This window comes from Agarivorans sp. 1_MG-2023 (genome assembly GCF_030548385.1).
In the GTDB taxonomy this organism is placed as follows: Bacteria; Pseudomonadota; Gammaproteobacteria; order Enterobacterales; family Celerinatantimonadaceae; genus Agarivorans.
The window spans coordinates 215,408-237,596 of sequence record NZ_JAUOSJ010000006.1 but is presented as its reverse complement, the minus strand read 5'-3'; the positions used below and the strand labels follow the sequence as shown (position 1 = coordinate 237,596).

The following is a 22,189-nucleotide window of genomic DNA, read 5'->3' as shown; positions in this document are numbered from 1 at the left end:
CATGGATAAGCAACAAGCAATTGAAGCAGCAACCTTTAAGCGTTTACTCGAACACTTAGACCAACACAAAGAAGTTCAAAACATTGAACTGATGAATTTGGCTGATTTTTGCCGAAACTGCCTGGCAAAATGGATGGTAAGCGCTGCCGAAGAACACGGTGAAACCTTAAACTACGAGCAAGCACGCGAAAAAGTATACGGCATGCCTTACTCTGAATGGAAAGAGCATCACCAACTGCCAGCCACCGAAGAGCAAATGGCAGTATTTAAAGCCAAAGAGGCTGCCAAGGCCAAATAGCGCTAAGGTTACTAATAAGCAAAATCGCGACAGCTGTAATGAACGTTTACTGCGTCCGGTCCGTATTACTAGGTACAGCGATAATTGATTGAGGTAACATCATGCCAAAGTCAGTATGGATTAAAAGCAGCGCCGGCAATAACGCCAAAACCTTAATACTTGCCGGCTCTTTACTCACCTTAGTAGGCATTAGTACCTTGTATGTACCTGCTGTACTGGTATCTATTGTGGCTTCGGTGCTATTTTTCCTCGCATATCTAGGCATACGGGTTGGAGTAGAAAAATGGATGCAGCCCGTATACTCAGTGGTGCTTTGTTACGACCACCTGCAATTTCACCATCGCTACGGAGGCTGGTGCTTGCCGTGGGACAAATTGCAACGCATCGACATTCCTCGCTTACATGACGGATTAAACTGGCAAGACATGAATTACATCGGTCTACGTTTGTCTGAACCCGATTACTTGCTTGATAGTTTATCCCCTCGATTATCTGCCCATTTGCTTACAGAACAACGAGCAGCCTTGCTCGCATCGCTGAGAAAAAGCTGTCTGCATTGTCAAGACAGCCAAGTAAGTGACCATCTTATTGAAGATGACTATTTTAAATCGAGTAGCGGGAAAATTTATACCGGGCTAACCGGTATGTTTGCCAATCGCATGAAGAAGCTACGAGAACTAACAGGTTACGATTTATTGATCGACCAAGATATTCTTGATCGAGAGCCTGAGGATTTTGTGGCCTTAGTGCGTAACTACAAAAGTCGCGCAATCACCAATAGTTAATCCACAAGTCGCGGCTTAGTAACGCGGCTGGTCACTTCCTTCTACGGTACGAAACAGCTTCAAGGTCCACATATACTGCTCAGGAGAGCGAGAGATCAACTTCTCTACTTCTTGGTTCATACGTAAAGTATCGTGCTCAACGTCGTTACTTGGAAAGCCTTCCATCGCTGGGTTAACATAGAGTTTTACTTTATGCAGCTCACTATCATAACCAGCATAAATGGGTAGCACTTTCGCTCCGCTTAACTTGGTCATTTTCCCTAACACTGGCAGCGTAGCCTTGGTCGTTTCGAACAGCGGTGTCATTAGACTGGCTTCTGGGCCAAAGTCTTCATCGGGTAAATAAATACAACCATAACCAGCACGAGTAGCTTTAATCAGTGTTTTAATACCGGCATTACGTTCAAATATCACCCCACCAAAACGGGTACGCTGTTTGGCCATCGCCCAATCAACGATAGGGTCGCCTGTTTTTTTGAACATGGTGCACATGTCGTGACCACGGGTACAAAAGTAAGTGCCTAAGAAATCCACTGGGTAGGAGTGTGGCAACAAAATAATGAAGTTTTCATTGTTATCAAGAATGGCCTTAATGTGCTCTTCACCGTCAACCACAATGCGGTTTTGTAAATAACGTTTAGAGCGAACAGACATTTCACCTGCACCTAAAATGAGCTGGGTAAATATTTGCATATTTTTGCGCATCAATTGCTCGCGCTCAGGAGCGTTCATATCAGGGAAACACAACTTGAGGTTAGTATCGGCGATAGCGCGGCGTTTTTTTAAGGCTTTTAGATTAAAAATTCGGTTGGCAATCGCTACTGCCAATCGGTCACGTAAAGTAACAGGAACAAAAGCCAGTAGAACAATTAGCCCACCCACAAGCCAGGTGCCCCAGTGTTTAGGGGCCAACCAAGCTTTAGAAAAAGAAATAGAAAATGCTTGAGATTCAAACTTAGACATAGCCTAACAACACAGCCTTTTATGGTTGAAACAGCGCGTCAGTTTACCCACCAACAGCGCTAAAGCAAGTTTACTAAGTGGCAGAGCCTACAAAATAGATTTAGTCGCATCTAAACTGCTGGATACAAAATGATCTAACTGCGGTGACATCAACAGCGGTTCATCTTGCCAAACAATGGCTTTACGCATTTTATTTCGCGCTTCCACAACCATGGTTTCAGATTCTTTAGAGCGTAACCAATGCTGTTTACTTGGCCATTGTGAATAGGAAATCCATGTCCCGTCAGAGGCTTTATGCAAACGCGAGCCTAAAGCAGCACACTTATCTACGTTAAAATGGATAATCTCCGACCACCCTTCTTTGAATGACTGAATATGCTCTTCATTTAACTTCCAACGAAATAACACAACAAACATCGATAATCTCCTTATTGGTCAGCTGAATACTAACTATGGCGCGAGCATCCAACAAAATACAAGCTCACTGACTAAACTCTGCTAAACAGTTGTCAATTAGTTGACTTAACTCACTTTTTCTTACTTCACTGGCGTAACTGGCAGTAACTGCGGCGTAACTTAATGCAGCTATTTGTGCCCTATCCCAGTTAAAGGTTTCGCTACACGCTTGCAAATTATCTAGCAGATAGCCGCCAAAATATGCCGGGTCGTCGGAGTTAATCGTCACTGCTAAACCGTTTGCAATCATACTGGGTAATGGGTGGTCGCTAAGGTGTTCCACCACTTTTAGTTTTACGTTACTAAAAGGACAAACGGTTAAAGGCATTTGAACTCTGGCTAACTGTTTAACTAACGCTGCATCCTCTAAGCAACGAACGCCGTGGTCTATTCGGCTCACATCTAACAATTCCCAAGCGCTTGCTACGTTAGACGCTGGTCCCTCTTCTCCAGCATGTGCGACACGCCTAAGCCCCAGTTGTTTGGCCATGGAAAAAACCCTTTGAAACTTCTCGGGTGGATGCCCTTGTTCACTCGAATCTAAGCCAACGCCAATGATCTGCGCCAAAAATGGTTTTGCCGCTTCTAAGGTTTGAATCGCAGACGCTTCGGACAAATGGCGTAGAAAACACAAAATGTATTCGCAACTAATACCATATTGTTTTTCAGCTTGCTGTTTAGCACGGGTTAAGCCATTAATGACCGTAGCCATCGTAATGCCACGCTCAGTATGCGTTTGAGGGTCAAAAAACACTTCTGTATGAAGCACGTTATCGCGATGACAGGTTTCAAAATAGGCCCAAGCAAGGTCATAAAAATCTTGCTCAGCTTGCAACACTTCCGCACCTTGGTAGTAAAGGTCGAGAAATTCTTGCAGATTGTTAAATTGATAAGCTTCTTTGAGCGCTTCTACCGAAGCGTAAGGCAGCTCAATCTTATTTCGAGCAGCGAGCTTAAACATGAGTTCAGGTTCTAGGCTGCCCTCTATGTGAAGGTGCAACTCAACCTTTGGTATTTTTTTAATAAACTCTTGCTGATTAATCATCAATGCTTCCCCTTCAACTGCTTGGATAGTAAAGAATATAAGCTATTTGTTGCCCTAAGGTTATTTTTCTCTAACGCTTTTTAGCCACACTACGGTACCCTGAACTACTGATAATACTGGTTCTAAGGAAAAAGAATGAGCAAAGCAGTTATTTGTGACATTGACGGTGTATTACTACACGACAACCAACTGATAGACGGAGCCAAGGCATTTATCGAGCGTTTACTGGCCAATAACACTAAGTTGGTGATTTTAACTAATTATCCCGCTCAAACACCGCAAGATTTACAAAATCGCTTTCAAACTGCTGGCGTAGATATCCCAGAGAGTTGTTTTTATACTTCCGCCATGGCCACTGCCGATTTCTTAAAGCGTCAAGAAGGTAACAAAGCCTATGTGATTGGCGAAGGTGCGCTCATTCATGAGTTATACAGTGCAGGTTTTACCATTACCGATATTAACCCAGACTTTGTTGTTGTTGGCGAAACCAAGAACTACAACTGGAACATGATTCAACATGCCGCGAAGTTTGTTGCACAAGGCGCCCAATTTATTGCCACTAACCCAGATACACATGGCCCCAATATGAGCCCCGCTTGTGGCTCGTTGTGCGCGCCCATTGAACGCATTACAGGTCGCCAACCTTTTGTTGTAGGAAAACCAAGTGCATGGATAGTAAGAGCAGCCTTAAATAAAATTGGCGCACATGCTGAAGAAACCTTAATTATCGGCGACAATTTACGTACCGATATTCTGGCGGGCTTTCAAGCAGGCTTAGAAACGATATTGGTGTTATCTGGTGTGAGCAGTGAAGCAGACATTGAAATGGTACCCTTTAGACCTAACTATGTTTTCCCCAACGTAGCCGCTATAGACATAATATAACAATAAAGATTTAACGATAAATGGATATTTCTATACTTATAACAGTGACGTTTTTGGCGGGCTTTCTCGCTCATTTGGCTCACTTACCCCCATTAATTGGTTTTTTAGCTGCAGGCTTTATTCTGCGAGAGATTGGTTTCGAACAAAACGAGCTAATTTCTACTGCAGCCGATTTAGGGGTCACCCTGCTGTTGTTTACAGTGGGTTTAAAACTTGATGTAAGAACCCTCTTCAAGCGCGAAGTATGGGGCACAGCTACTGCACATATGGCAACCAATATGCTGCTGTTTGTAGGTGCCTTATCTGCGGTTAAATGGTTTGGTATTAGTAGCATCGGCGAGCTATCAAGCACAGGCATTGTGGTTTTGTCTTTCGCTCTATGCTTTTCCAGTACCGTATTTGCGGTAAAAGTATTAGAAGATAAGAGTGAGATGAATGCACTTTATGGTCGTGTGGCCATTGGTATATTGATCATGCAAGATATCTTCGCAGTGGTATTTTTAGCCGCCACCACCGGCAAACTTCCAACCATGTATGCGCCTTTCTTATTGCTACTGTTGCCGCTTCGCCCAGTGCTGTATCGTTTACTTAATCGAGTGGGACACGGCGAGTTACAGCTAGTACTCGGCTTTTTCCTCACCTTTGTATTAGGCGCTCAGTTATTTGACTTAGTGGGTTTAAAGGCTGATTTAGGCGCTCTTATTATTGGTATGTTACTGGCTGGCCACCCTGCTGCTAGTGGTATGGCAAAAGCGCTGTTTAGCTTCAAAGAACTATTCCTCGTTGCCTTCTTCTTATCAATTGGCCTTTCTAGCGAATTAAGTGTGGAATCAATATATATCGCATTATTCTTTGTGGGTATTTTGGTGATTAAATCCGGGTTCTACTTACTCTATTTAATGCGGTTTAGATTGCGCTCTCGCACCGCATTTTTAGGGGCAATGAGTTTAGCCAACTACAGTGAATTTGGTTTGATTGTCACCGCGGTGGCGGTTCAACTGCAATGGGTTGATGCCTCATGGATGGCCACACTAGCGATGGCGGTTAGTATTAGCTTTTTGGTATCCGCACCTATTCACAAAAATGCCGATATTATCTATCAGTTTATTCGCCCTTCTCTTAAGCGTTTACAACGCTCCAAATTGCACTTGGAAGACCAACCGATAGAGCTCGGCCAAATGCAGGTAGTTATACTGGGCATGGGGCGTATTGGTGAAGGTGCTTATGACATGTTACAGCAGTACTACCCAGACCTAGTGATTGGTATTGATACTGATTTAGAAAAGATTCAGCACCAAATAGAAAGTGGTCGCGCAGTCATTCAAGGCGATGCAACGGACTCTGATTTTTGGGAAAAGCTGGCCCCCTCTAGAGATTTAAAATTAGTACTTTTAGCCATGCCTCATCACCATGGTAATCAGTACGCACTAAAACAACTTCAAAAAGGCTCGTTTAATGCAAAAATTGCAGCCATTGCACAATTTGCCGACGACGCAGAGAAGTTAAAGCGCCTAGGGGCTGACGAAGTATTTAACTTATACAATGAAGCCGGTGCAGGTTTTGCTGACCATGTTCACAATCAGCTCATTGAAAACAATAAACCACAGAAATAAAGCTGAATATTTGCGAAAAGACTTATAAAAATAGCCAGTTTGTTAAATTTTATTAGTTTTCTGGCTTTTTTTAGCAAAAAATCTCAATCAGGGCTTGCAATAATTTCTGATCTTGGCAAATTGAAAGCAATATTTGGACAAATGGCGAAGTACCATTTGTTCACGAGTAAACACAAAGTAGTTAAGGGAAGAGTATGTGTTCCATATTTGGAGTTCTAGACATTAAATCTGACCTCAGTGTGCTGCGTAAGCAAGCACTTGAGATGTCAAAGCGTTTACGCCACCGTGGCCCGGATTGGTCAGGTATTTACACTTCAAAAAATGCCATCTTAGTGCATGAGCGTTTATCTATCGTAGACGTAAATACCGGCGCACAACCTCTTTATAATCCCGAGAAAACTCACGCTCTTGCTGTAAATGGCGAGATCTACAACCACAAAGATCTTAAAGCTGAGCTTAATGTTGATTTTGAATTCCAGACTGAATCAGACTGTGAAATCATTTTGGCTTTGTACAAAGAAAAAGGCATTGAGTTTTTAGATGACCTAAACGGAATCTTTGGCTTTTGTTTGTACGATTCAGAAGAAGATGCTTACTTAATTGGCCGTGACCACATTGGTATTATCCCGCTGTACACCGGTTACGACGAGCACGGTAACTTTTATGTTGCCTCTGAGATGAAAGCACTAACGCCAATTTGTAAAACCGTTAGTGAATTCCCTCCAGGTCATTACTTGTGGAGTAAAGCTGGCGAGCCAGTTAAATACTACAAGCGCGATTGGATGGATTACAGCGCGGTTGAAAACAACGATGCTAGCGTAGAAGATTTAAAATTAGCCTTAGAAGCCGCTGTTAAGCGTCAACTAATGTGTGATGTACCCTACGGCGTATTACTATCTGGCGGTTTAGATTCTTCAGTTATTTCTGCGATTACTAAAATGTACGCAGACAAGCGAATTGAAGATAACGACAATTCTGAAGCTTGGTGGCCGCAACTGCACTCATTTGCCGTTGGCCTAGTAGGCTCACCAGACCTAATTGCTGCGCAAAAAGTTGCTAAGCACTTAGGCACAGTTCACCACGAAATTCACTTCACGGTTCAAGAAGGTATTGATGCGATTAAAGACGTTATCTACTACCTAGAAACCTACGATGTAACAACTATTCGTGCTTCTACCCCAATGTACTTAATGGCGCGTAAAATTAAGGCTATGGGCATTAAAATGGTATTGTCTGGCGAAGGCGCCGACGAAATCTTTGGCGGCTACTTGTACTTCCACAAAGCGCCTAATGCTAAAGAGTTCCATGAAGAAACACTGCGTAAGCTAGAAAAGCTACACATGTTCGATTGTAATCGTGCTAACAAATCACTTGCCGCTTGGGGTATTGAAGGCCGTGTTCCATTCCTAGACAAAGAGTTTATGGATGTAGCAATGCGAATTAACCCAGAAGCTAAAATGTGTGCTGGTGACAAGATTGAAAAACACATCCTTCGTGAAGCTTTTGAAGGTTACTTACCAGCAGAAGTAGCATGGCGCCAAAAAGAGCAATTCTCTGATGGTGTAGGTTACTCGTGGATTGACAGCCTTAAAGAACTTGTAGAGCTTGAAGTATCTGATCAAGAATTGGCAAATGCGGCATTCCGCTTCCCAATTAATACTCCAGATACTAAAGAAGCTTACTACTACCGAAGCATGTTCGAAGAACACTTCCCGCAGGACTCTGCGGCAGAATGTGTGCCACACGGTAAGTCTGTAGCTTGTTCTACACCTGAAGCAATTGCTTGGGATGCGAGCTTCGCTAACAACGCAGATCCTTCAGGCCGTGCAGTACTATCGGTACACAACGAAGCGTACTAATCACTTTTAGGCTTGGTTAACTGAGTTTAAAAGCAAAAAACCGATGCCATGGCATCGGTTTTTTTATATCTCAGTAAAATACTACTCAGACATACAAGCTACATAAGCGGCGGTAAAAGACACCTCTTGAAAAGCTTTAAGACCAGTAGCTGAGAATTCTACAGGTATAGGGTTATCTTTAAGTACTTGCTTAGAATAAGGCGCTGAGATCAACTGAACATTAAGGTCGGCGATCACTTCAATGGCAGCTTCAAGTTTGAAGCCCACAGCCCCACCCGCAAACTTACCTTTCATTGGGCGTTGTTTAATCGCCACTTTTTCAACTTTGTAGTCACTCATTAACTTAGCAAAAGCAAATTGAAAATCGCGTAAATGCTGAGTGCTATTAATATCGCTAAGGGTTAAACGACGCACGCGGCAATCGGGTATTTGAAACAAGCCATCTTCTAAACTCAATAAGCTTATTATTACTTCATTACTTTTTATTTCTACGCCACATACTTTCATATTAATACCCGTTACAAAATAAACCGTGCAATATCAGTGTTGCACAAAAAAGGCCGCAACGCGGCCTAATCAATCAGCTAATTGAAGCCAATTTAGAAAGGCATTTTCATACCTGGAGGCATTTGCATACCGCCGGTTACGTCACCCATCTTCTCTTTACTGGCTTCTTCTACACGACGCACCGCATCGTTAACAGCAGCGGCAAGTAAATCTTCAATCATGTCTTTGTCATCTTCCATTAAGCTTTCATCTAGCTCAACGCGACGTACATTGTGGTTACCTAGCATAACAACTTTAACCAGGCCTGCACCTGACTCACCAGTAACTTCCATTTTGGCGATTTCTTCTTGAGCGCGCTGCATTTTATCCTGCATCTGCTGCGCTTGCTTCATTAGGTTACCCATTCCGCCTTTAAACATAACTATTCTCTTCTCTTCTATTAGTTATAACAGCGACATTACATCGATATTAATGTCGAAAATCAAGTTGTTCAGTGGTATTTCACACTGTCGTGATCTAATTCTGCACCAAAGCGTTGTTGCAGCGCTTGAATATTGGGGTCTTCCAATAAGCGCTCGCGTGCTGCTTCGGTATTTTTTTGATGAAGTAACTGAGCAAGCTCTAGCGGCGTATTACTGTTTGAGTCTTCACCAACCGTAATATCTAATTCCGCACTAAGCTGTAGGCAATGACTAAGCTGTTGCTTCAATTCTTCTACAGAACTGGGTTTAGGCAAGTGAGACAAATCAGGCTTAAGTAACAATTTTACGGTGCTACCGACAAGTTGATACAAGGAGTTAATAGCAATTTGCCGAGCAATTGGGCCTAAGTCCATATGCTTAACCATTTCAGCCCATCTCTCATCATGATCGGTCACTGATGACTGAAATGGCTCTGGTGCTGCCGGCGCTAAACCCTCTGCAAGTGGAGGTGTAAGCGCCTCATTGTTCGAGCTAACCTGCTGCCCAACATAATTGGCCGTTTTTGCCGCTGGAGCTAAAGTGCTGTTTTTGCTGTTTGAGGCGCTAACCTCTTCAGACTTTTTTTCGCTTTTTCCTCGCGCTCTTAATTGGCTTCGCAACTGCAACAATGAGGCAGTATCCTCTTTGGCCGGAGCACTACTGACCTCAGGGCTAGGACTAGAAATTGAAGGTGATGCTGACGATGGGGGAACAGCAGAATGCATATCTTGCGTTTGATAATCCGCCGCGTAATTAGGTTCTTCATCATAGCCTCCGCCCATCTCTGCTAAATGCGCATAATAGCTATCATCTACTGAGTCACTCGATTCGTTGGCCGGCGCGGCAGGAGTCGGTGGCGTAGCTTGATCAAACCTTTGCTCATTCGGCTCCACTGGATGTGTAGCAGCTTCGGATGCTGGTAAACGTTGTTCAATGGCAACCGCAGGTTCGCTTGGCTGTTGAACTAACTCAGCAATAGGAGCAGCAGCTTGTGATTTAGCCACTGGAACCTGCTTATCTTGATCATGAACCGATACGGCGGGTTTTACATCGTCTGCTGGCTCATTGCCCCGCAGTTGGTTTTTTAGCTTTGCAATGCTTTGCTCACGCTGCACTACCCGCTCGTCTTTAGTTTGCGATGGCGGTGTTGATGCAGGTGCAGCTGTTTTTACAGGCGCCGCATCAACTTGATAACCTTGTTGCTGCGCTTGCTCAATTATCTCTTGCTGTTCTTTTACCAAGCTGTTGTCAGCTAATTCAGCATTAGACGGAGTGGCAGTTGTTTGCGGCTCTGGCAAGAGTTGCTCTACCTGCTCTGCAGGTTGAAACGCCAACATGCGTAACACGGTCATTTCAAAGCCGCCACGTGGGCTAGGCGCATAAGCAAAATCACGTTTACCGGTAATTACAATCTGATAAAGCAACTGCAGTAGTTGCGCATCTAATTGCTCCGCTAACATCTGTATGGTTTCGTCATTTTGACTAGCAGGCAACACTTGCGCCATGCACACTTTATGAATAATTTCAGCCAGTTGCTGATGCAGTTGCTCGTAGTCTGGCGCCATAGTGGCTAACTCAGATATTTTGCTAAAAACTGATTCCGTTTGACCTGCTGCAACATGACACAACAATTGGCGTAATTGGTGGGGATCAAGCACGCCTAACATATCTAATACTTGTTGGTAATCAACTTGCTGATTAGATAAGGCTAAAGCTTGGTCAGTTAAACTCAAAGCGTCTCGCATACTGCCGTCTGCAGCATGGGCAAGTGCGTTAAGCGCATCGGGTTGATACTGACGTTGCTCTGCATCGAGGATATGCGCTAGCTGATGAGCAATTTGCTCTTCACTTAAGGCTTTAAGCTGAAACTGTAAACAGCGAGATAACACAGTAACCGGAAGCTTTTGAGGATCGGTAGTGGCCAACAAAAACTTCACGTGTTCTGGCGGTTCTTCCAGGGTTTTAAGCAAGGCATTAAAACTGTGGCGAGACAGCATGTGCACTTCATCAATTAGGTAGACTTTATAACGCCCCTTGGCAGGGCTATATTGCACATTGTCGAGTAACTCGCGGGTATCTTCTACTTTAGTGCGAGACGCAGCATCTATTTCCAATAAATCAACAAAGTTACCTTGATCTACTTCAATACAATTACTGCACTTTCCGCAGGGCTGAGACGATACCCCTACTTCGCAGTTTAAGCTCTTAGCAAATAAACGTGCGATGGTTGTTTTGCCAACACCGCGCGTACCGCTAAACAAATAAGCGTGGTGCAGTCGTTGTTGATCAAGAGAATTAATCAAGCCTGCCAACACGTGTTGCTGAGCAACTACCTGTTGGAATGTTCTTGGTCGCCATTTTCTTGCTAGGGCTTGATAACTCATTAAATATGCTTGTCCTATTCGCCTTCAAACTCAACTAAATAGCTAGATTCAACGCCCAATGTGGTTAGCTTTTGTGCGCCTGGTAAGTCTACTAAGTTTATCACAAAGGCCGCATAATTTATCTGCCCACCAAGTTTACGAATCAGCTTAACCGAGGCTTCTGCGGTACCGCCAGTGGCAATGAGATCATCAACCAACAACACTTTATCACCGGCCTCAATCGCATCGGTATGGATCTCAAGTGTGTCCATGCCGTATTCAAGCTCATAACTTTCGCCAATCACTTCACGAGGTAATTTGCCAGGTTTACGCACCGGAACAAAACCCACGCCCAAAGCTAAGGCTAAAGGCGCACCGAATATAAATCCGCGCGCTTCGGTACCAACAATTTTGGTAATACCTAAGTCTTCAAAACGTTGCTGCCATTCATGAATAACTAAAGCAAAAGCCTTTGGGTCTTCAATTAGGCTGGTAACATCTCTAAACAAAATGCCTTCTTTAGGATAGTTAGGGATAGTTTTGATTGCGCTTTTAATATATTCGAGGTTTGAGCTGCTCATACCGGCTTCCATTGTCCAAAAAAAACGCCCATAAAGGTGGGCGCTATTTACAATCTTTAATTATCTCAGTTTGCAGCCATAAAGCAACGTAGAGCTTCCTGCAAAACAATACAAAATTTAAGCTAAAATTTTAAGTAAAGACAAACTCAATGGTAAGGTTGGGATCAGTAGAGCCACTATAAAACCTAGGAAATATAATACGTTATAACTTTCTTTAAACTCGTGGTCCATTTCAAAAACACCCTAAAACTAATTCCAATCAACATTGATCTAAATCAATTATACGCGACTCCGTTTGCTACAAATACCCATAAAAAGAAAGGATAAAGCTATTCGAACTAAAGCGCGGGTTGCTTAGTGAGATGGTTAATTTCACTGGCTTGCTATATGCCAAACCGTTAGAATAACGCCCTTTTTTAGGTAGGTAAGTTATGCGCGTAGTTTTAGCCCCAATGGAAGGTGTTGCCGATGCTTCAATGCGACAGCTCTTGTCCAGTTGTGGCGGATACGATTGGTGCGTAACCGAGTTTATTCGTGTGACTAACGTTGCCCTACCAGATAAAGTTTTTTATAAGTACTGTCCTGAGTTACATGAAGGCGGCTTCATTGATAACACCACTCCTGTGCGGGTGCAGCTACTTGGCCAACACCCTAGCCCAATGGCAGAAAATGCGGTTCGTGCTATCGAATTAGGTTCGCATGGCCTAGATTTAAACTTTGGCTGCCCAAGTAATACGGTTACCGGCAGCTGCGGTGGTGCATCTATGTTAAAAGCCCCTCAATCCATCTTTGAGGTAATAAGCGCGGTTCGCCAAGCAGTACCAAAACAACATACTGTTTCTGCTAAAATCCGTTTAGGCTGGGAAAACAAAGAAGATTGCTTTGATATTGTACAAGCTGTTCAAGAAGCTGGAGCAGATGAACTTACCATTCATGCCCGAACCAAATTAGATGGCTACAAAGCCCCAGCCCATTGGCATTACATTAAAAAAGTAAAAGAGCAATTTTCGATACCCATTATTGCTAATGGTGAAGTGTGGAACCGAGAAAACTACTTACAATGCCAAGAAACGAGTGGTTGTGATGACGTAATGATTGGCCGCGGCGCGCTTACCATTCCTAACTTAGCCAAAGTGGTTCGCGGAGAAGAAGACCCATTATCTTGGGAAGCGGTGATTGAGCTGCTTATTCGTTATTCGCAACATGAAATAAATAGCGAAAAATCAAAATACTATCAAAGCCGAGTAAAACAATGGCTTAGGTACCTCTCTGGCTATTATCCTGAAGCTGATGAATTATTTCGCTCTATCCGTATATACAAAGACACAGCGACAATTATTAATACCATTCGCTTACAACAAGCAAATTAGCGTAAGCCACATATCCATTTTATGTTTTGTCACAAAATTTAATCATTTTCTGCATCAGATCAACAAAACCCTAATAAATGTAGACATATAGCGCTATAGGGAGAGGCTTTTGATTCACATCATATCTCAAGGCTTATTCTGCTGTTTATACTGCATATTCACTTTTTAATTGGGCTTGAATGTGGAATTTACAGATTATCAGTTGCGACTTACGCAGCAATTAGAGCAGTTAAAGTCTGAAATCATCTCATTTTTAACTGCCTCTGAAAAAGCCAGCTTAAAGCTAACCGCCGGTAAGCTGCAATCACTGAGTAATGAACAACTCATTGATCAAGCGTTAAAGCTACAGTATTCAGAATTAAATGCTCAACTTAAACAGCTTAAGCGAGTTGATGCCGCGCTTTGCCAAATCGACCTAGGTTTATACGGGCTATGCAGTGACTGTGAAGAAGTTATTGAGTTAGACAGATTGGCAAGTGATCCTAGTACGCAGCGTTGCCAGCGCTGCAGTGATAAACATCGCTTATCAAAACGTCGTGAAAGTTTTGCTCTTTAGCAATAAATAGCTACATACAAAAAGGCCACCTTGCGGTGGCCTTTTTACTTCTATCGACTTTTAAGCCAGATTAGAAGTTGTAACGAACACCAAGCGCTAGGCGGTTGTCGTCAGTTTTGTTACCAGAAGTAGACTTAACAGTCTCGTCTTGGTACTCAGTGTACAAAAGAACGTTGTTCCAATCGTACATTGCGCCTACTAAAGCAGTTTTTAGATCTGCTTCTGAGTTCTTGTCTTCTTGGTAGTTCCAACCAGTGTAAAGTTGTAGACCCATGTCTAAGGTGTAAGCGAATACACCTTCATGGCCCATAGCTTTATCTGAAACGCCGGTAGCGCCGTCAAACTCTACGTGGTTTTTAAACTCGCCGTAAGAAACAGCAGCGTAGATAGGACCTTGGTTGTAGCTAGCTGCTAATGCAGTTAGTTTAATGTCACCATCGTTAGATACTTCAGCTTTTTTGGCATCAGTACGGTTCATTTGGTGGTAAGTAGCACCAACATTTAGACCGAAGTCGAAATCGTAAGATACTGCACCAGAGTAGCTGTCTTTACGGCCTTCGTTTTCATCAGCAAATTGGTATTGACCGCTTAAGTTAACACCACCGAAGCTGCCGTTGTATTGTAGGGCATCGTTTGCACGACCAGCGCCAGTTTCACCTTGGCCACCGTCGTAAATACCCATAGCAGTTCCGCCGTAAACCCAAAATACATCGGTTACGCCAGTAACAGTGTAGTAAGTAGACCACTGCTTACCGTAAGAGATTGAACCGTAGTCAGCGTGGTCAAACGCTACAAAACCTAAACGGTTAAAGAAAGGAGCATCGCTGTCGCCATTTGGGTTATCGATACCATATTCCATGGTAGCGCGAGCAGTAACGTTTTCGCTCATTTTGCGAGAAAAGTTTAAGTTAATGCGTGAAGAGTTGTTTTCTGAACGAGCTTCGCGGCCTTCGCCTTCTACGCCGTTGTCTGCTGACTCAACCATAAGGTTAAGGCGACCACCGATAGAGAATGAATTTTCGCCGTCATTGTAAATTTCTTGAGCGTTAGTTGCGCCAGCTGTAAATAATGCTGGAATTGCGATTGCTAAAATTGTCTTTTTCAATGTTCCACTGCCTATTTTGAGATTAATAACTTATCTCTTCCTTGACCCATTCGTTACATCCTTTGAATGGTTTCCCTGTGCAGTGAAGTCCTTCTCACGGCCGACATACTTGCTGAAAACGAGAGGGAATTCAACATTTTTTTGAAGTTTTTATGAACTTTTATAGTTTATTGAAAATGCAATAGTGAGTTTGACAAAATGTTTATCTATTCAAGAACTAGCAGATATACACAAAATGAATAATAGAGCTCTGGGTGAGGAAATGCGGGCAGAATCTGGGTTTGAAAAAGAGAAAAATAACAAACAAAAAAGCTCGCCGTAGCGAGCTTCTATATAGGAGCGCTTAACAAGCGCTTATCACAACAATCAACTTAGAAGTTGTATTGTAATGCGATAGTCCATTTATCATCAGCACCTTCAAGGCCGTCGTTCAAGTACTCAGCCCATGCTTTCATGTTGCTGTTGAACTTGTAAGCAGCACCAAGCTTGAATGCTTTAGCTGTATCGCCTTGGTCGCTAATTGAACCTTCAGCTTTCTGAGCTGCATAACCAGTATATAGAGAAACAGCATTGATGTCGTAAGATGCTACTAGGTCATAACCTTTAAGTTCGGCATCACCAAGTTCAGTAGTAACGTAAGCACCAGCTAAGTAAAGATCTTCCCAAGAGTATGAAGCTGAAAGCGCCATGTTCTTCTTGTCTTCACCAGCATCAAACTTCTCTACGTGGTAACCAGCATACGCAGCTAAGCCAAAATCAAAAGTGTAACCAAGGGTACCAGCATAACCAGAATCAAGTTTAGCGTTAGTAGTTACGCTAGTACCATTGTTTGGGTTACCAAAATCAACAGTGAAGTTGTCATCACGGAACTGGTAAGAAGCCCCAACATAAAACCCACCGAACTCACCGTTATAAACGATTTGACCTTCTTGACGGCCATCTTCGATTAGATCATAAGCTTCGTAACCGTAAGTATTGAAGATATCAGTTGCAGCTACAGCTTGGTAGAATGCAGTATCAGTTTGACCAAATACTACAGTACCGCCTTCATCAAACTCAAAACCTGCGTATAGGTGACGAGCGGCAAATGGGTCGCTGCTGCTAACTTTACAAGTGCTTGTGTCGTTTACGTCTTCACATTCAAAGTTTGAGCCTTTAGCGCTATTTTCAGCTTGGATTTGCCATTCACCGCGAGCTAAGGCTTTAATGCCAGGTGCGATTTCTGATTTAGCCTTGAAACCCATACGAGCTGAACCGATACCGTCAACTTTAGAGTTTTCACCACCTTTGTCTGTAATATCGAATTGCATACGACCATAAACTTCAGCAGTTACGCCGTCGGCGTCATATACAGTTGCAGCTTGTGCAGATGCTGCGAATAGAGCTGGTATTGCTACCGCTAGAATTGTTTTTTTCATTTTTCCTGTGCCTTCTTAGCAATTAAACACTTGTTCCTTAAATTCCCTGTGCGACAGTGATTTCTCACTGTCTGGTCAATACATTATCAAGCTGAAATTTTTTTGCAATAAAAAATTGAACTTTTATAAAATCACGTAAAACCCTGTATACACGTGCTTTTACAGCGGTCAATCTGTAATCAAGCATGATAAAAGAATGTAATAGACACAAAAACGTGATCTACATCTAACAGTATTTAAACCAATTATTTTATTTATTTGCAGTGTTTTATGCCGCGGCTCTAATCTATAATGTTCAGCTAAAGAACATAAAGGTAGTTATAAGTTGTTAACAACATTGAGGAATTCATGTTAACAGAAAAAAACAAGAAACGAATTCGCCATTGGTATAAGACCCTGCAGGAACAAAATCCAGAATTTGTTACTAGATCTGCACAAACTGCTTTAATCGCTCAAATTGCCAAAACAATTGCGGGAGATATAAATCGCAAACAACGGGTACTTTTAGCTGAAGCTGGTACAGGAACAGGAAAATCTCTTGCTTATTTATTGGCCGCTATCCCTTTAGCAAGAGCCTTAAATAAGAAAGTCGTGATCTCTACCGCTACTGTCGCGTTGCAACAACAGTTAATAGACAGTGACATTCCCTTGGTGCATTTAGCCGCGCATGGCGAGTTTCAGTTTTGTTTAGCGAAGGGACGTCAGCGCTATTGTTGCGCCCATAAACTGGTTGCAGCCATTTCTCCTGAGGTGGGTTTAACGCCTAAACACGCCGATTTAGCGAAGCGCATGGCAGTAGCGCTGCAACAAGGCAAATGGGACGGAGACCGAGATACTTGGCCAGCCCAAATCCCTTGGCAAATATGGCAACACGTTGTGGTAGACGGCTTAAGTTGTTCAGTTCAGTCAGCTAGGCACCGCAGTTGCCCTTTTCATAAAGCGCGTAAAGGCTTGAAAAAGGCTGATGTCATTGTTGCCAACCACAGTTTGCTACTGGCTGACTTACATGCAGGTAGTGGCCATATATTGCCGCCAGCCGAAGATTGCATCTATATATTAGACGAAGCGCATCAATTCCCCGATATCGCCCGCGAAGCCAGTGCCAATCAACTAGGCTTACGTTATGCATTAAAAGAACTAGAAAACATCAAGGAGTTAGACAAGCATTTAGCAACGGTACTTAACCCTTCAAGCATTGCTGGTACAAGTATCAAGCTAAAAGAAGCCTGCGTTGAACTTAGCCGATGCTTTAATAAGCTCAAAGATATCGCAATTGATAATAAAGCTAGTTTTGAACAAAGTGGGCATTGGCGTTTTCCTTTAGCCAAAACACCAACTGCCATTACCAATTTAGCAAGTAACTACTTTAAAGAAGCCAATAAGCTTGGTAGTTGCCTGCAACACTTTGCTGGTGTGATTCAAGAAAGTGTGGCTGACAACCAATTAAAGTCATCACAAGCAGAAGCGTTACTTAGCCAATTAAGCCCTATGCAACACCTTAGTGAGTCGTGGGTCGACACTTTATTTAGTTACGCAAATGAAAATAATCAAAAAAACACTGCATTTTGGTTTAGCCAAAAAGAAAAAGAACTATTGTTATGCAGCTCTCCCATCGAGATTGGTGGTGTACTTCAGCAGTTGCTTTGGCAAGATGCATTCTCGGTCATTGCGGTGTCGGCTACCTTAAGTGCCTTAGGCAATTTCTCCTATTACTTAAATCAAGTAGGTTTACCTAAGTTGCCTTCTGAACAATTAGTAAAACTGCCCTCTCCTTTTAATTATCAGCAAGTAGAATTGCAAGTTCCTAGCAGGTTGCCTGAGCCAGACCATCCAGATTTTGCTCGCAGTGTTGCTGATTACGTTTTAGCAGCACAGCAAAATAAAGGGGGGGTATTAGTGCTGTGTAACTCATACCGTTTAGTTGATTTGGTTGCAGAGCACTTAGAAAAACACAACATCAGCAACCTTTGGGTACAGGGTAAACTCACCAACCAGCAACTATTAGCTAAACACCGTGATTGCAGAAAGCAGCATCAAACCAGCACTATTTTGGCAACTATCGGCTTTAGTGAGGGTATCGATTTGCCGGGTGAGCTATTAACGGATCTCCTAATTGCTCGCTTACCGTTTGCGGTTCCTACAGAACCGGTTATGGCTAGCCACGCGGAGTTGTTAGAAAGTAGAAATCAAAATCCTTTTATGTTGCTAACATTGCCAAGCGCGAGTAGAAAACTCATCCAGAGCTGTGGAAGGTTAATGAGAAAAGAAAGTGATTCAGGTAGAATCGTGCTGCTTGATAGTCGGCTAAGTTCGCGCCGCTACGGTAGCCAATTATTGGCTGCATTACCCCCATATAAAAGAAGTGATAGTTAATGTTGGAATTGGGACTCGACTCCTCTGTTTTGCTGCTTATTATCGGCATAGGGCTAACCGCAGGCTTTATTGATGCTATTGCAGGTGGCGGCGGGCTACTCACTATTCCCGCCTTATTAAGTATTGGTCTACCGCCACATATAGCCTTAGGCACTAATAAGCTAGCCGCCAGCTTTGGCTCAAGCACCGCCGCTTGGACTTTTTATAGAAAACAATTGTTCAACCCCGTGTTTTGGATTTGGAGCTTTGTTGCTACGGCAATTGGAGCGTTTTTCGGCACCTTTATCGTCGACTTTATAAGTACCCAATGGTTAGAAAAACTGCTGCCCTTAGTGATTATGGCCACAGCGGTTTATACCGTAGTAAATAGAAAACAAGCAGATGGCCAAGCAGTACTGCCTAAAACCAGTAAAAAACTCACTAAGCAAATGGTGGGGCAAGGCTTAAGCCTCGGATTTTATGATGGTGTGGCCGGCCCAGGTACTGGTGCATTTTGGACAGTATCGTCTATGGCACTCTACAAAATGAACATATTGTTATCGTCTGGTTTAGCCAAGGCGATGAACTTTACCAGTAACTTTGTTTCTTTTATTACCTTTGTCTATTTAGGTCACGTTAATTGGGCAATTGGTTTAACCATGGGCGTAAGCATTATGCTTGGCGCAGTGGTAGGCGCGCATTCAGCCATCCATTTTGGCGCAAAATTTATTCGCCCGGTGTTCATTACTGTTGTCATGGTAATTGCCGGTAAACTGGCGTGGCAAGCATGGTTCAGCTAGAGCTTCAAACGCTAAGCCAAAAACTGCTGCACTTAAAGCAGCAAGCCGAACATCGTGATCTTCAAGGCGAGCGCAGCGCTTACGCCAAAACCGCAGTATTAGATGAGCGCTTTAGTTGTCGTAGTGATCTGTTTAGCGATTACGTGACAGAACTAGAGCAAGACTTAAATCGAATCCACCTGCTGAGTGAAAAAACCCAAGACCTTGAATTACTCCAACTGTATTGCGATAGGTTTGTAGGTAAATTTGCTATGCTGCAAAGCAAAATATCTAAGGCAAATCGCCAAGCAAAACAGCAAGCTATTCCTCAACAAAAACGCATTCAGAACTGGCAAAAGCGCTTAGATAAAGTAATGAGTTCGGGCAACCGCTCTGAGCTACACGAGAAACTTTCTCAACAGAAACAGTTTGAGCAACAACTTGAGCAAAAAATTGCCGAAAAAAACCAAGTACTTAATCGTAGTAATCTCAAGACAGATACTGCTAGACTAAGCGCAGAGATCCTCAGTCTAAAGAGTCGCTTAGGTGAGTGTCAGAAAACCACTTGGAAACTAGAACAGAAAATTAATCAGATAGAATCACGCTTTAAGGAGTAATTCATGCGATTCTTAGGGAAGACTGTAACATTAACATTTGCTTGTATCGCCAGCTTCAATGCATTAGCCGCAAGCTTTTCTACACCAACTCATTTCGAGATTATGTATGTAGATAAACAGTCTACTGGTACTTTTAGTTTAAGCAAAACAGACGCCGACCTCACCACTGGTCCACATCAAATTGTCGTGCGTTACAGTGACAATGTTGGCTCTAATAGCAATTCTGAAATCATTAAATCTCAACCGATTGTTATCAATCTAAATGTTAAAGAAAACCAAGACATCGTTTTATCCGCTAAACAACCACGTAGCATTAGTAAGGCCAAGAAGTTCGCAGACAAGCCTACGTTTAGTTTAAAAAGCAAAAATGGTGGCGCGGTTGACTCTACGCACTACGTGTTACCGTTAAAGTCAGGTATGCAATTCTCTCGTGATTACCTAGAAGAAATCGCCGCCATTGAAGCAACACAAGCAAACACAACGGCTGCAGCAGTTGCCACTACCAGCACAGCGGTTGCGGCTAGCAATACCGTAAAGGCGGAGCCAACAACTACAGCATCAACATCTACTACTAATACCGCCGCTGCGGCTACAGCAGTGGTAGCAACAACAGCTGCCGTTGCTAGTAACGAGCCCGCTGCTGCTCCAGAAGTTGATGTAGTAATGCCTAGTGGTGATAACACTGAATTACAAATGCTACAGTTTTGGTATCAACGTTCAGACGCTGCAACCCGTAAAGCATTTCAAATTTGGGTAATCCAACAGCAATAACAGTAAGGCTTGAGTTAAATCGTTAACTCAAGCCTTAATTTATCCTCTCCCCTCAATAGTCTTCCGCAGGTCACTTATGTCTCTTTCCTCCGCACCCAAACATGTTCAGCTGGCCGTCGATCTCATTCAATTACTCGAAGAAAACCAAATCGAACCAGAGGTGGTATTAAAAGCTTTAGAGATTATTGGTAGCGACTATCAACACAAGCTCGAAAAATCTAAAAACACCAAAGAATAAAAATCTATATAACCCGCCACTATTTCATATTTCGTTGGTCAAGCCGTCTCTTTTTAGCGCTAAACCCCATAACTAAAACAATGTTGATTTTTATATAAAATTTTAGTTATTTTTTTGTCTAGCGCTAAAAACCATACACATATAGGGTTAATATAATTTAATTGAGCAATTACTGCGCAGTTTTTTGTGATCTATCTCTGAACTTTAGTTCCCTTCATCTATAGAATTCCCGCCGTACTCAAAACAAAACACACTCGGTAATTCACCTAAATGTGAACAAGGAACTACCCTAATGAAAAAACTTGGACTGATTAGCGCAGCACTATTTGCCGTGTCATCTTTTTCAGCAAACGCTGTTGAACCAAAAGAAGACGTACATGCTGGCGATTACAAATGGATGCAATTCAACCTTATGCATACCATCGATCAAAAGCCGCACAATGTTAATGAAGGCTACAAAGACACCTACCTAGAAATGGAGTTTGGTGGTCGCTCTGGCTACTTCGATTTCTACGGTTACGTTGATGTTTTCGACATTACCAATAGCAGCAGTAGCACTAAACATGAAACTGGTGGCATGTTCATGAAATTTGCCCCTCGTCTTTCGTTAGATGCAGTGACAGGTAAAGACTTGTCATTTGGTCCAGTTCAAGAAGTTTACATCGCCAACTTAAACAACTTTGGTCAAGAACAACAAGAGCATTTTATTGGTCTTGGCTCTGACGTAAATGTGCCATGGTTGGGCAAAATGGGTATGAACCTGTACGCTCGTTACAGTGCAAAAAACTTCGGTAACGATGACGAAAGCTCATGGAATGGTTACCAGTTTTCTACCAACTGGTTCAAACCAATTTACTTCTTCGAAAATGATAGCTTTATTTCATACCAGGGTTACTGGGATCATATGTTTGGTGCTGACGGATATTCAGACCAAGCAAACCGCACTACCTCAGGTGGTCAAACCTACCACGGTATCTACTGGCATTCAGACCGCTTTTCAGCGGGTTACGGCCTTAAATACTTTTACGATACATATGGCATGAAAGATGGTGCTGAGTTGTACCCTACTGGTCCACTTCAAGAAACTACTGGATTCGGTCACTACTTTGCAATCATCTACAAAATATAATTACCGTGTAGCTTGAGTCAGTAGCAATGTAAAAGGGT

At 42.9% G+C, this 22,189-nt stretch carries 22 protein-coding genes; 13 read left to right on the top strand and 9 right to left on the bottom strand.

Features of this window, described 5'->3' with window-relative positions; genetic code table 11:
* Position 1 precedes the first annotated feature (1 nt).
* Positions 2-298, top strand: coding sequence for a DUF1244 domain-containing protein (locus tag Q4592_RS11215; protein WP_303512936.1), 297 nt, complete (start codon positions 2-4; stop codon positions 296-298).
* 101 nt (positions 299-399) lie between these two features.
* On the top strand, positions 400-1,083 hold the full coding sequence (locus tag Q4592_RS11210; protein WP_303512933.1) for a DUF2982 domain-containing protein: 684 nt from the start codon (positions 400-402) through the stop codon (positions 1,081-1,083).
* A gap of 15 nt (positions 1,084-1,098) precedes the next feature.
* On the opposite strand, the gene lpxM is transcribed toward Q4592_RS11210, so the two are convergent.
* The 3 genes from lpxM to Q4592_RS11195 all read right to left on the bottom strand — a co-directional run bounded on the left by lpxM (position 1,099) and on the right by Q4592_RS11195 (position 3,547).
* The gene (lpxM, locus tag Q4592_RS11205; RefSeq protein ID WP_303512932.1) at positions 1,099-2,046 is read right to left on the bottom strand and encodes a lauroyl-Kdo(2)-lipid IV(A) myristoyltransferase; all 948 of its coding nucleotides are present in this window, start codon (positions 2,044-2,046) and stop codon (positions 1,099-1,101) included.
* An 87-nt stretch (positions 2,047-2,133) separates the two neighbouring features.
* Complete coding sequence (locus Q4592_RS11200; RefSeq protein WP_137674628.1) at positions 2,134-2,463, bottom strand: antibiotic biosynthesis monooxygenase; 330 nt, start codon at positions 2,461-2,463, stop codon at positions 2,134-2,136.
* Positions 2,464-2,527: 64 nt separating this feature from the next.
* Positions 2,528-3,547 (bottom strand): adenosine deaminase, encoded by a 1,020-nt coding sequence (locus Q4592_RS11195; RefSeq protein WP_303512928.1) that lies wholly within the window; start codon positions 3,545-3,547, stop codon positions 2,528-2,530.
* A gap of 135 nt (positions 3,548-3,682) precedes the next feature.
* Between Q4592_RS11195 and Q4592_RS11190 the strand changes: the two genes are divergently transcribed.
* The 3 genes from Q4592_RS11190 (at position 3,683) to asnB (ending at position 7,904) form a co-directional block, all read left to right on the top strand.
* Positions 3,683-4,432, top strand: coding sequence for an HAD-IIA family hydrolase (locus Q4592_RS11190; RefSeq protein WP_137674630.1), 750 nt, complete (start codon positions 3,683-3,685; stop codon positions 4,430-4,432).
* 20 nt (positions 4,433-4,452) lie between these two features.
* Entirely contained in the window at positions 4,453-6,045 is a 1,593-nt protein-coding gene (locus Q4592_RS11185) for a cation:proton antiporter family protein (protein WP_303512923.1), read from the top strand.
* Between the two features lie 194 nt (positions 6,046-6,239).
* On the top strand, positions 6,240-7,904 hold the full coding sequence (asnB, locus tag Q4592_RS11180; protein ID WP_137674632.1) for an asparagine synthase B: 1,665 nt from the start codon (positions 6,240-6,242) through the stop codon (positions 7,902-7,904).
* Between the two features lie 81 nt (positions 7,905-7,985).
* On the opposite strand, the gene Q4592_RS11175 is transcribed toward asnB, so the two are convergent.
* The 4 genes from Q4592_RS11175 to apt all read right to left on the bottom strand — a co-directional run bounded on the left by Q4592_RS11175 (position 7,986) and on the right by apt (position 11,816).
* Entirely contained in the window at positions 7,986-8,411 is a 426-nt protein-coding gene (locus Q4592_RS11175) for a DUF3010 family protein (RefSeq protein ID WP_303512917.1), read from the bottom strand.
* A gap of 92 nt (positions 8,412-8,503) precedes the next feature.
* The gene (locus Q4592_RS11170; RefSeq protein ID WP_137674634.1) at positions 8,504-8,830 is read right to left on the bottom strand and encodes a YbaB/EbfC family nucleoid-associated protein; all 327 of its coding nucleotides are present in this window, start codon (positions 8,828-8,830) and stop codon (positions 8,504-8,506) included.
* A gap of 71 nt (positions 8,831-8,901) precedes the next feature.
* Positions 8,902-11,256 (bottom strand): DNA polymerase III subunit gamma/tau, encoded by a 2,355-nt coding sequence (gene dnaX / locus Q4592_RS11165; protein ID WP_303512914.1) that lies wholly within the window; start codon positions 11,254-11,256, stop codon positions 8,902-8,904.
* A gap of 14 nt (positions 11,257-11,270) precedes the next feature.
* Complete coding sequence (apt, locus tag Q4592_RS11160) at positions 11,271-11,816, bottom strand: adenine phosphoribosyltransferase (protein ID WP_303512911.1); 546 nt, start codon at positions 11,814-11,816, stop codon at positions 11,271-11,273.
* A 431-nt stretch (positions 11,817-12,247) separates the two neighbouring features.
* Here apt and Q4592_RS11155 point away from each other — a divergent pair, with 431 nt between their 5' ends.
* On the top strand, positions 12,248-13,186 hold the full coding sequence (locus tag Q4592_RS11155) for a tRNA-dihydrouridine synthase (RefSeq protein ID WP_303512909.1): 939 nt from the start codon (positions 12,248-12,250) through the stop codon (positions 13,184-13,186).
* A 181-nt stretch (positions 13,187-13,367) separates the two neighbouring features.
* Positions 13,368-13,742: a TraR/DksA C4-type zinc finger protein gene (locus Q4592_RS11150; protein WP_137674638.1), complete on the top strand. Its 375-nt coding sequence runs from the start codon at positions 13,368-13,370 to the stop codon at positions 13,740-13,742.
* A 70-nt stretch (positions 13,743-13,812) separates the two neighbouring features.
* On the opposite strand, the gene Q4592_RS11145 is transcribed toward Q4592_RS11150, so the two are convergent.
* The gene (locus tag Q4592_RS11145; protein WP_303512904.1) at positions 13,813-14,847 is read right to left on the bottom strand and encodes a porin; all 1,035 of its coding nucleotides are present in this window, start codon (positions 14,845-14,847) and stop codon (positions 13,813-13,815) included.
* A gap of 371 nt (positions 14,848-15,218) precedes the next feature.
* Positions 15,219-16,265 (bottom strand): porin, encoded by a 1,047-nt coding sequence (locus Q4592_RS11140; RefSeq protein ID WP_303512902.1) that lies wholly within the window; start codon positions 16,263-16,265, stop codon positions 15,219-15,221.
* A gap of 348 nt (positions 16,266-16,613) precedes the next feature.
* On the opposite strand from Q4592_RS11140, the gene dinG reads away from it, so the two are divergent.
* The 6 genes from dinG (at position 16,614) to Q4592_RS11110 (ending at position 22,151) form a co-directional block, all read left to right on the top strand.
* Positions 16,614-18,638 (top strand): ATP-dependent DNA helicase DinG, encoded by a 2,025-nt coding sequence (gene dinG / locus Q4592_RS11135; RefSeq protein WP_303512900.1) that lies wholly within the window; start codon positions 16,614-16,616, stop codon positions 18,636-18,638.
* The gene (locus Q4592_RS11130; protein WP_137674642.1) at positions 18,638-19,417 is read left to right on the top strand and encodes a TSUP family transporter; all 780 of its coding nucleotides are present in this window, start codon (positions 18,638-18,640) and stop codon (positions 19,415-19,417) included. Before dinG ends, Q4592_RS11130 begins: the two co-directional genes overlap by 1 nt.
* On the top strand, positions 19,405-20,013 hold the full coding sequence (gene priC / locus Q4592_RS11125) for a primosomal replication protein PriC (protein ID WP_303512898.1): 609 nt from the start codon (positions 19,405-19,407) through the stop codon (positions 20,011-20,013). Before Q4592_RS11130 ends, priC begins: the two co-directional genes overlap by 13 nt.
* A gap of 3 nt (positions 20,014-20,016) precedes the next feature.
* The gene (locus Q4592_RS11120) at positions 20,017-20,784 is read left to right on the top strand and encodes a DUF2057 domain-containing protein (protein ID WP_303512896.1); all 768 of its coding nucleotides are present in this window, start codon (positions 20,017-20,019) and stop codon (positions 20,782-20,784) included.
* Positions 20,785-20,860: 76 nt separating this feature from the next.
* The gene (gene rsmS, locus Q4592_RS11115) at positions 20,861-21,022 is read left to right on the top strand and encodes a pleiotropic regulatory protein RsmS (protein WP_303512892.1); all 162 of its coding nucleotides are present in this window, start codon (positions 20,861-20,863) and stop codon (positions 21,020-21,022) included.
* 292 nt (positions 21,023-21,314) lie between these two features.
* Complete coding sequence (locus tag Q4592_RS11110; protein ID WP_303512889.1) at positions 21,315-22,151, top strand: outer membrane protein OmpK; 837 nt, start codon at positions 21,315-21,317, stop codon at positions 22,149-22,151.
* The last annotated feature ends 38 nt before the right edge of the window (positions 22,152-22,189 follow it).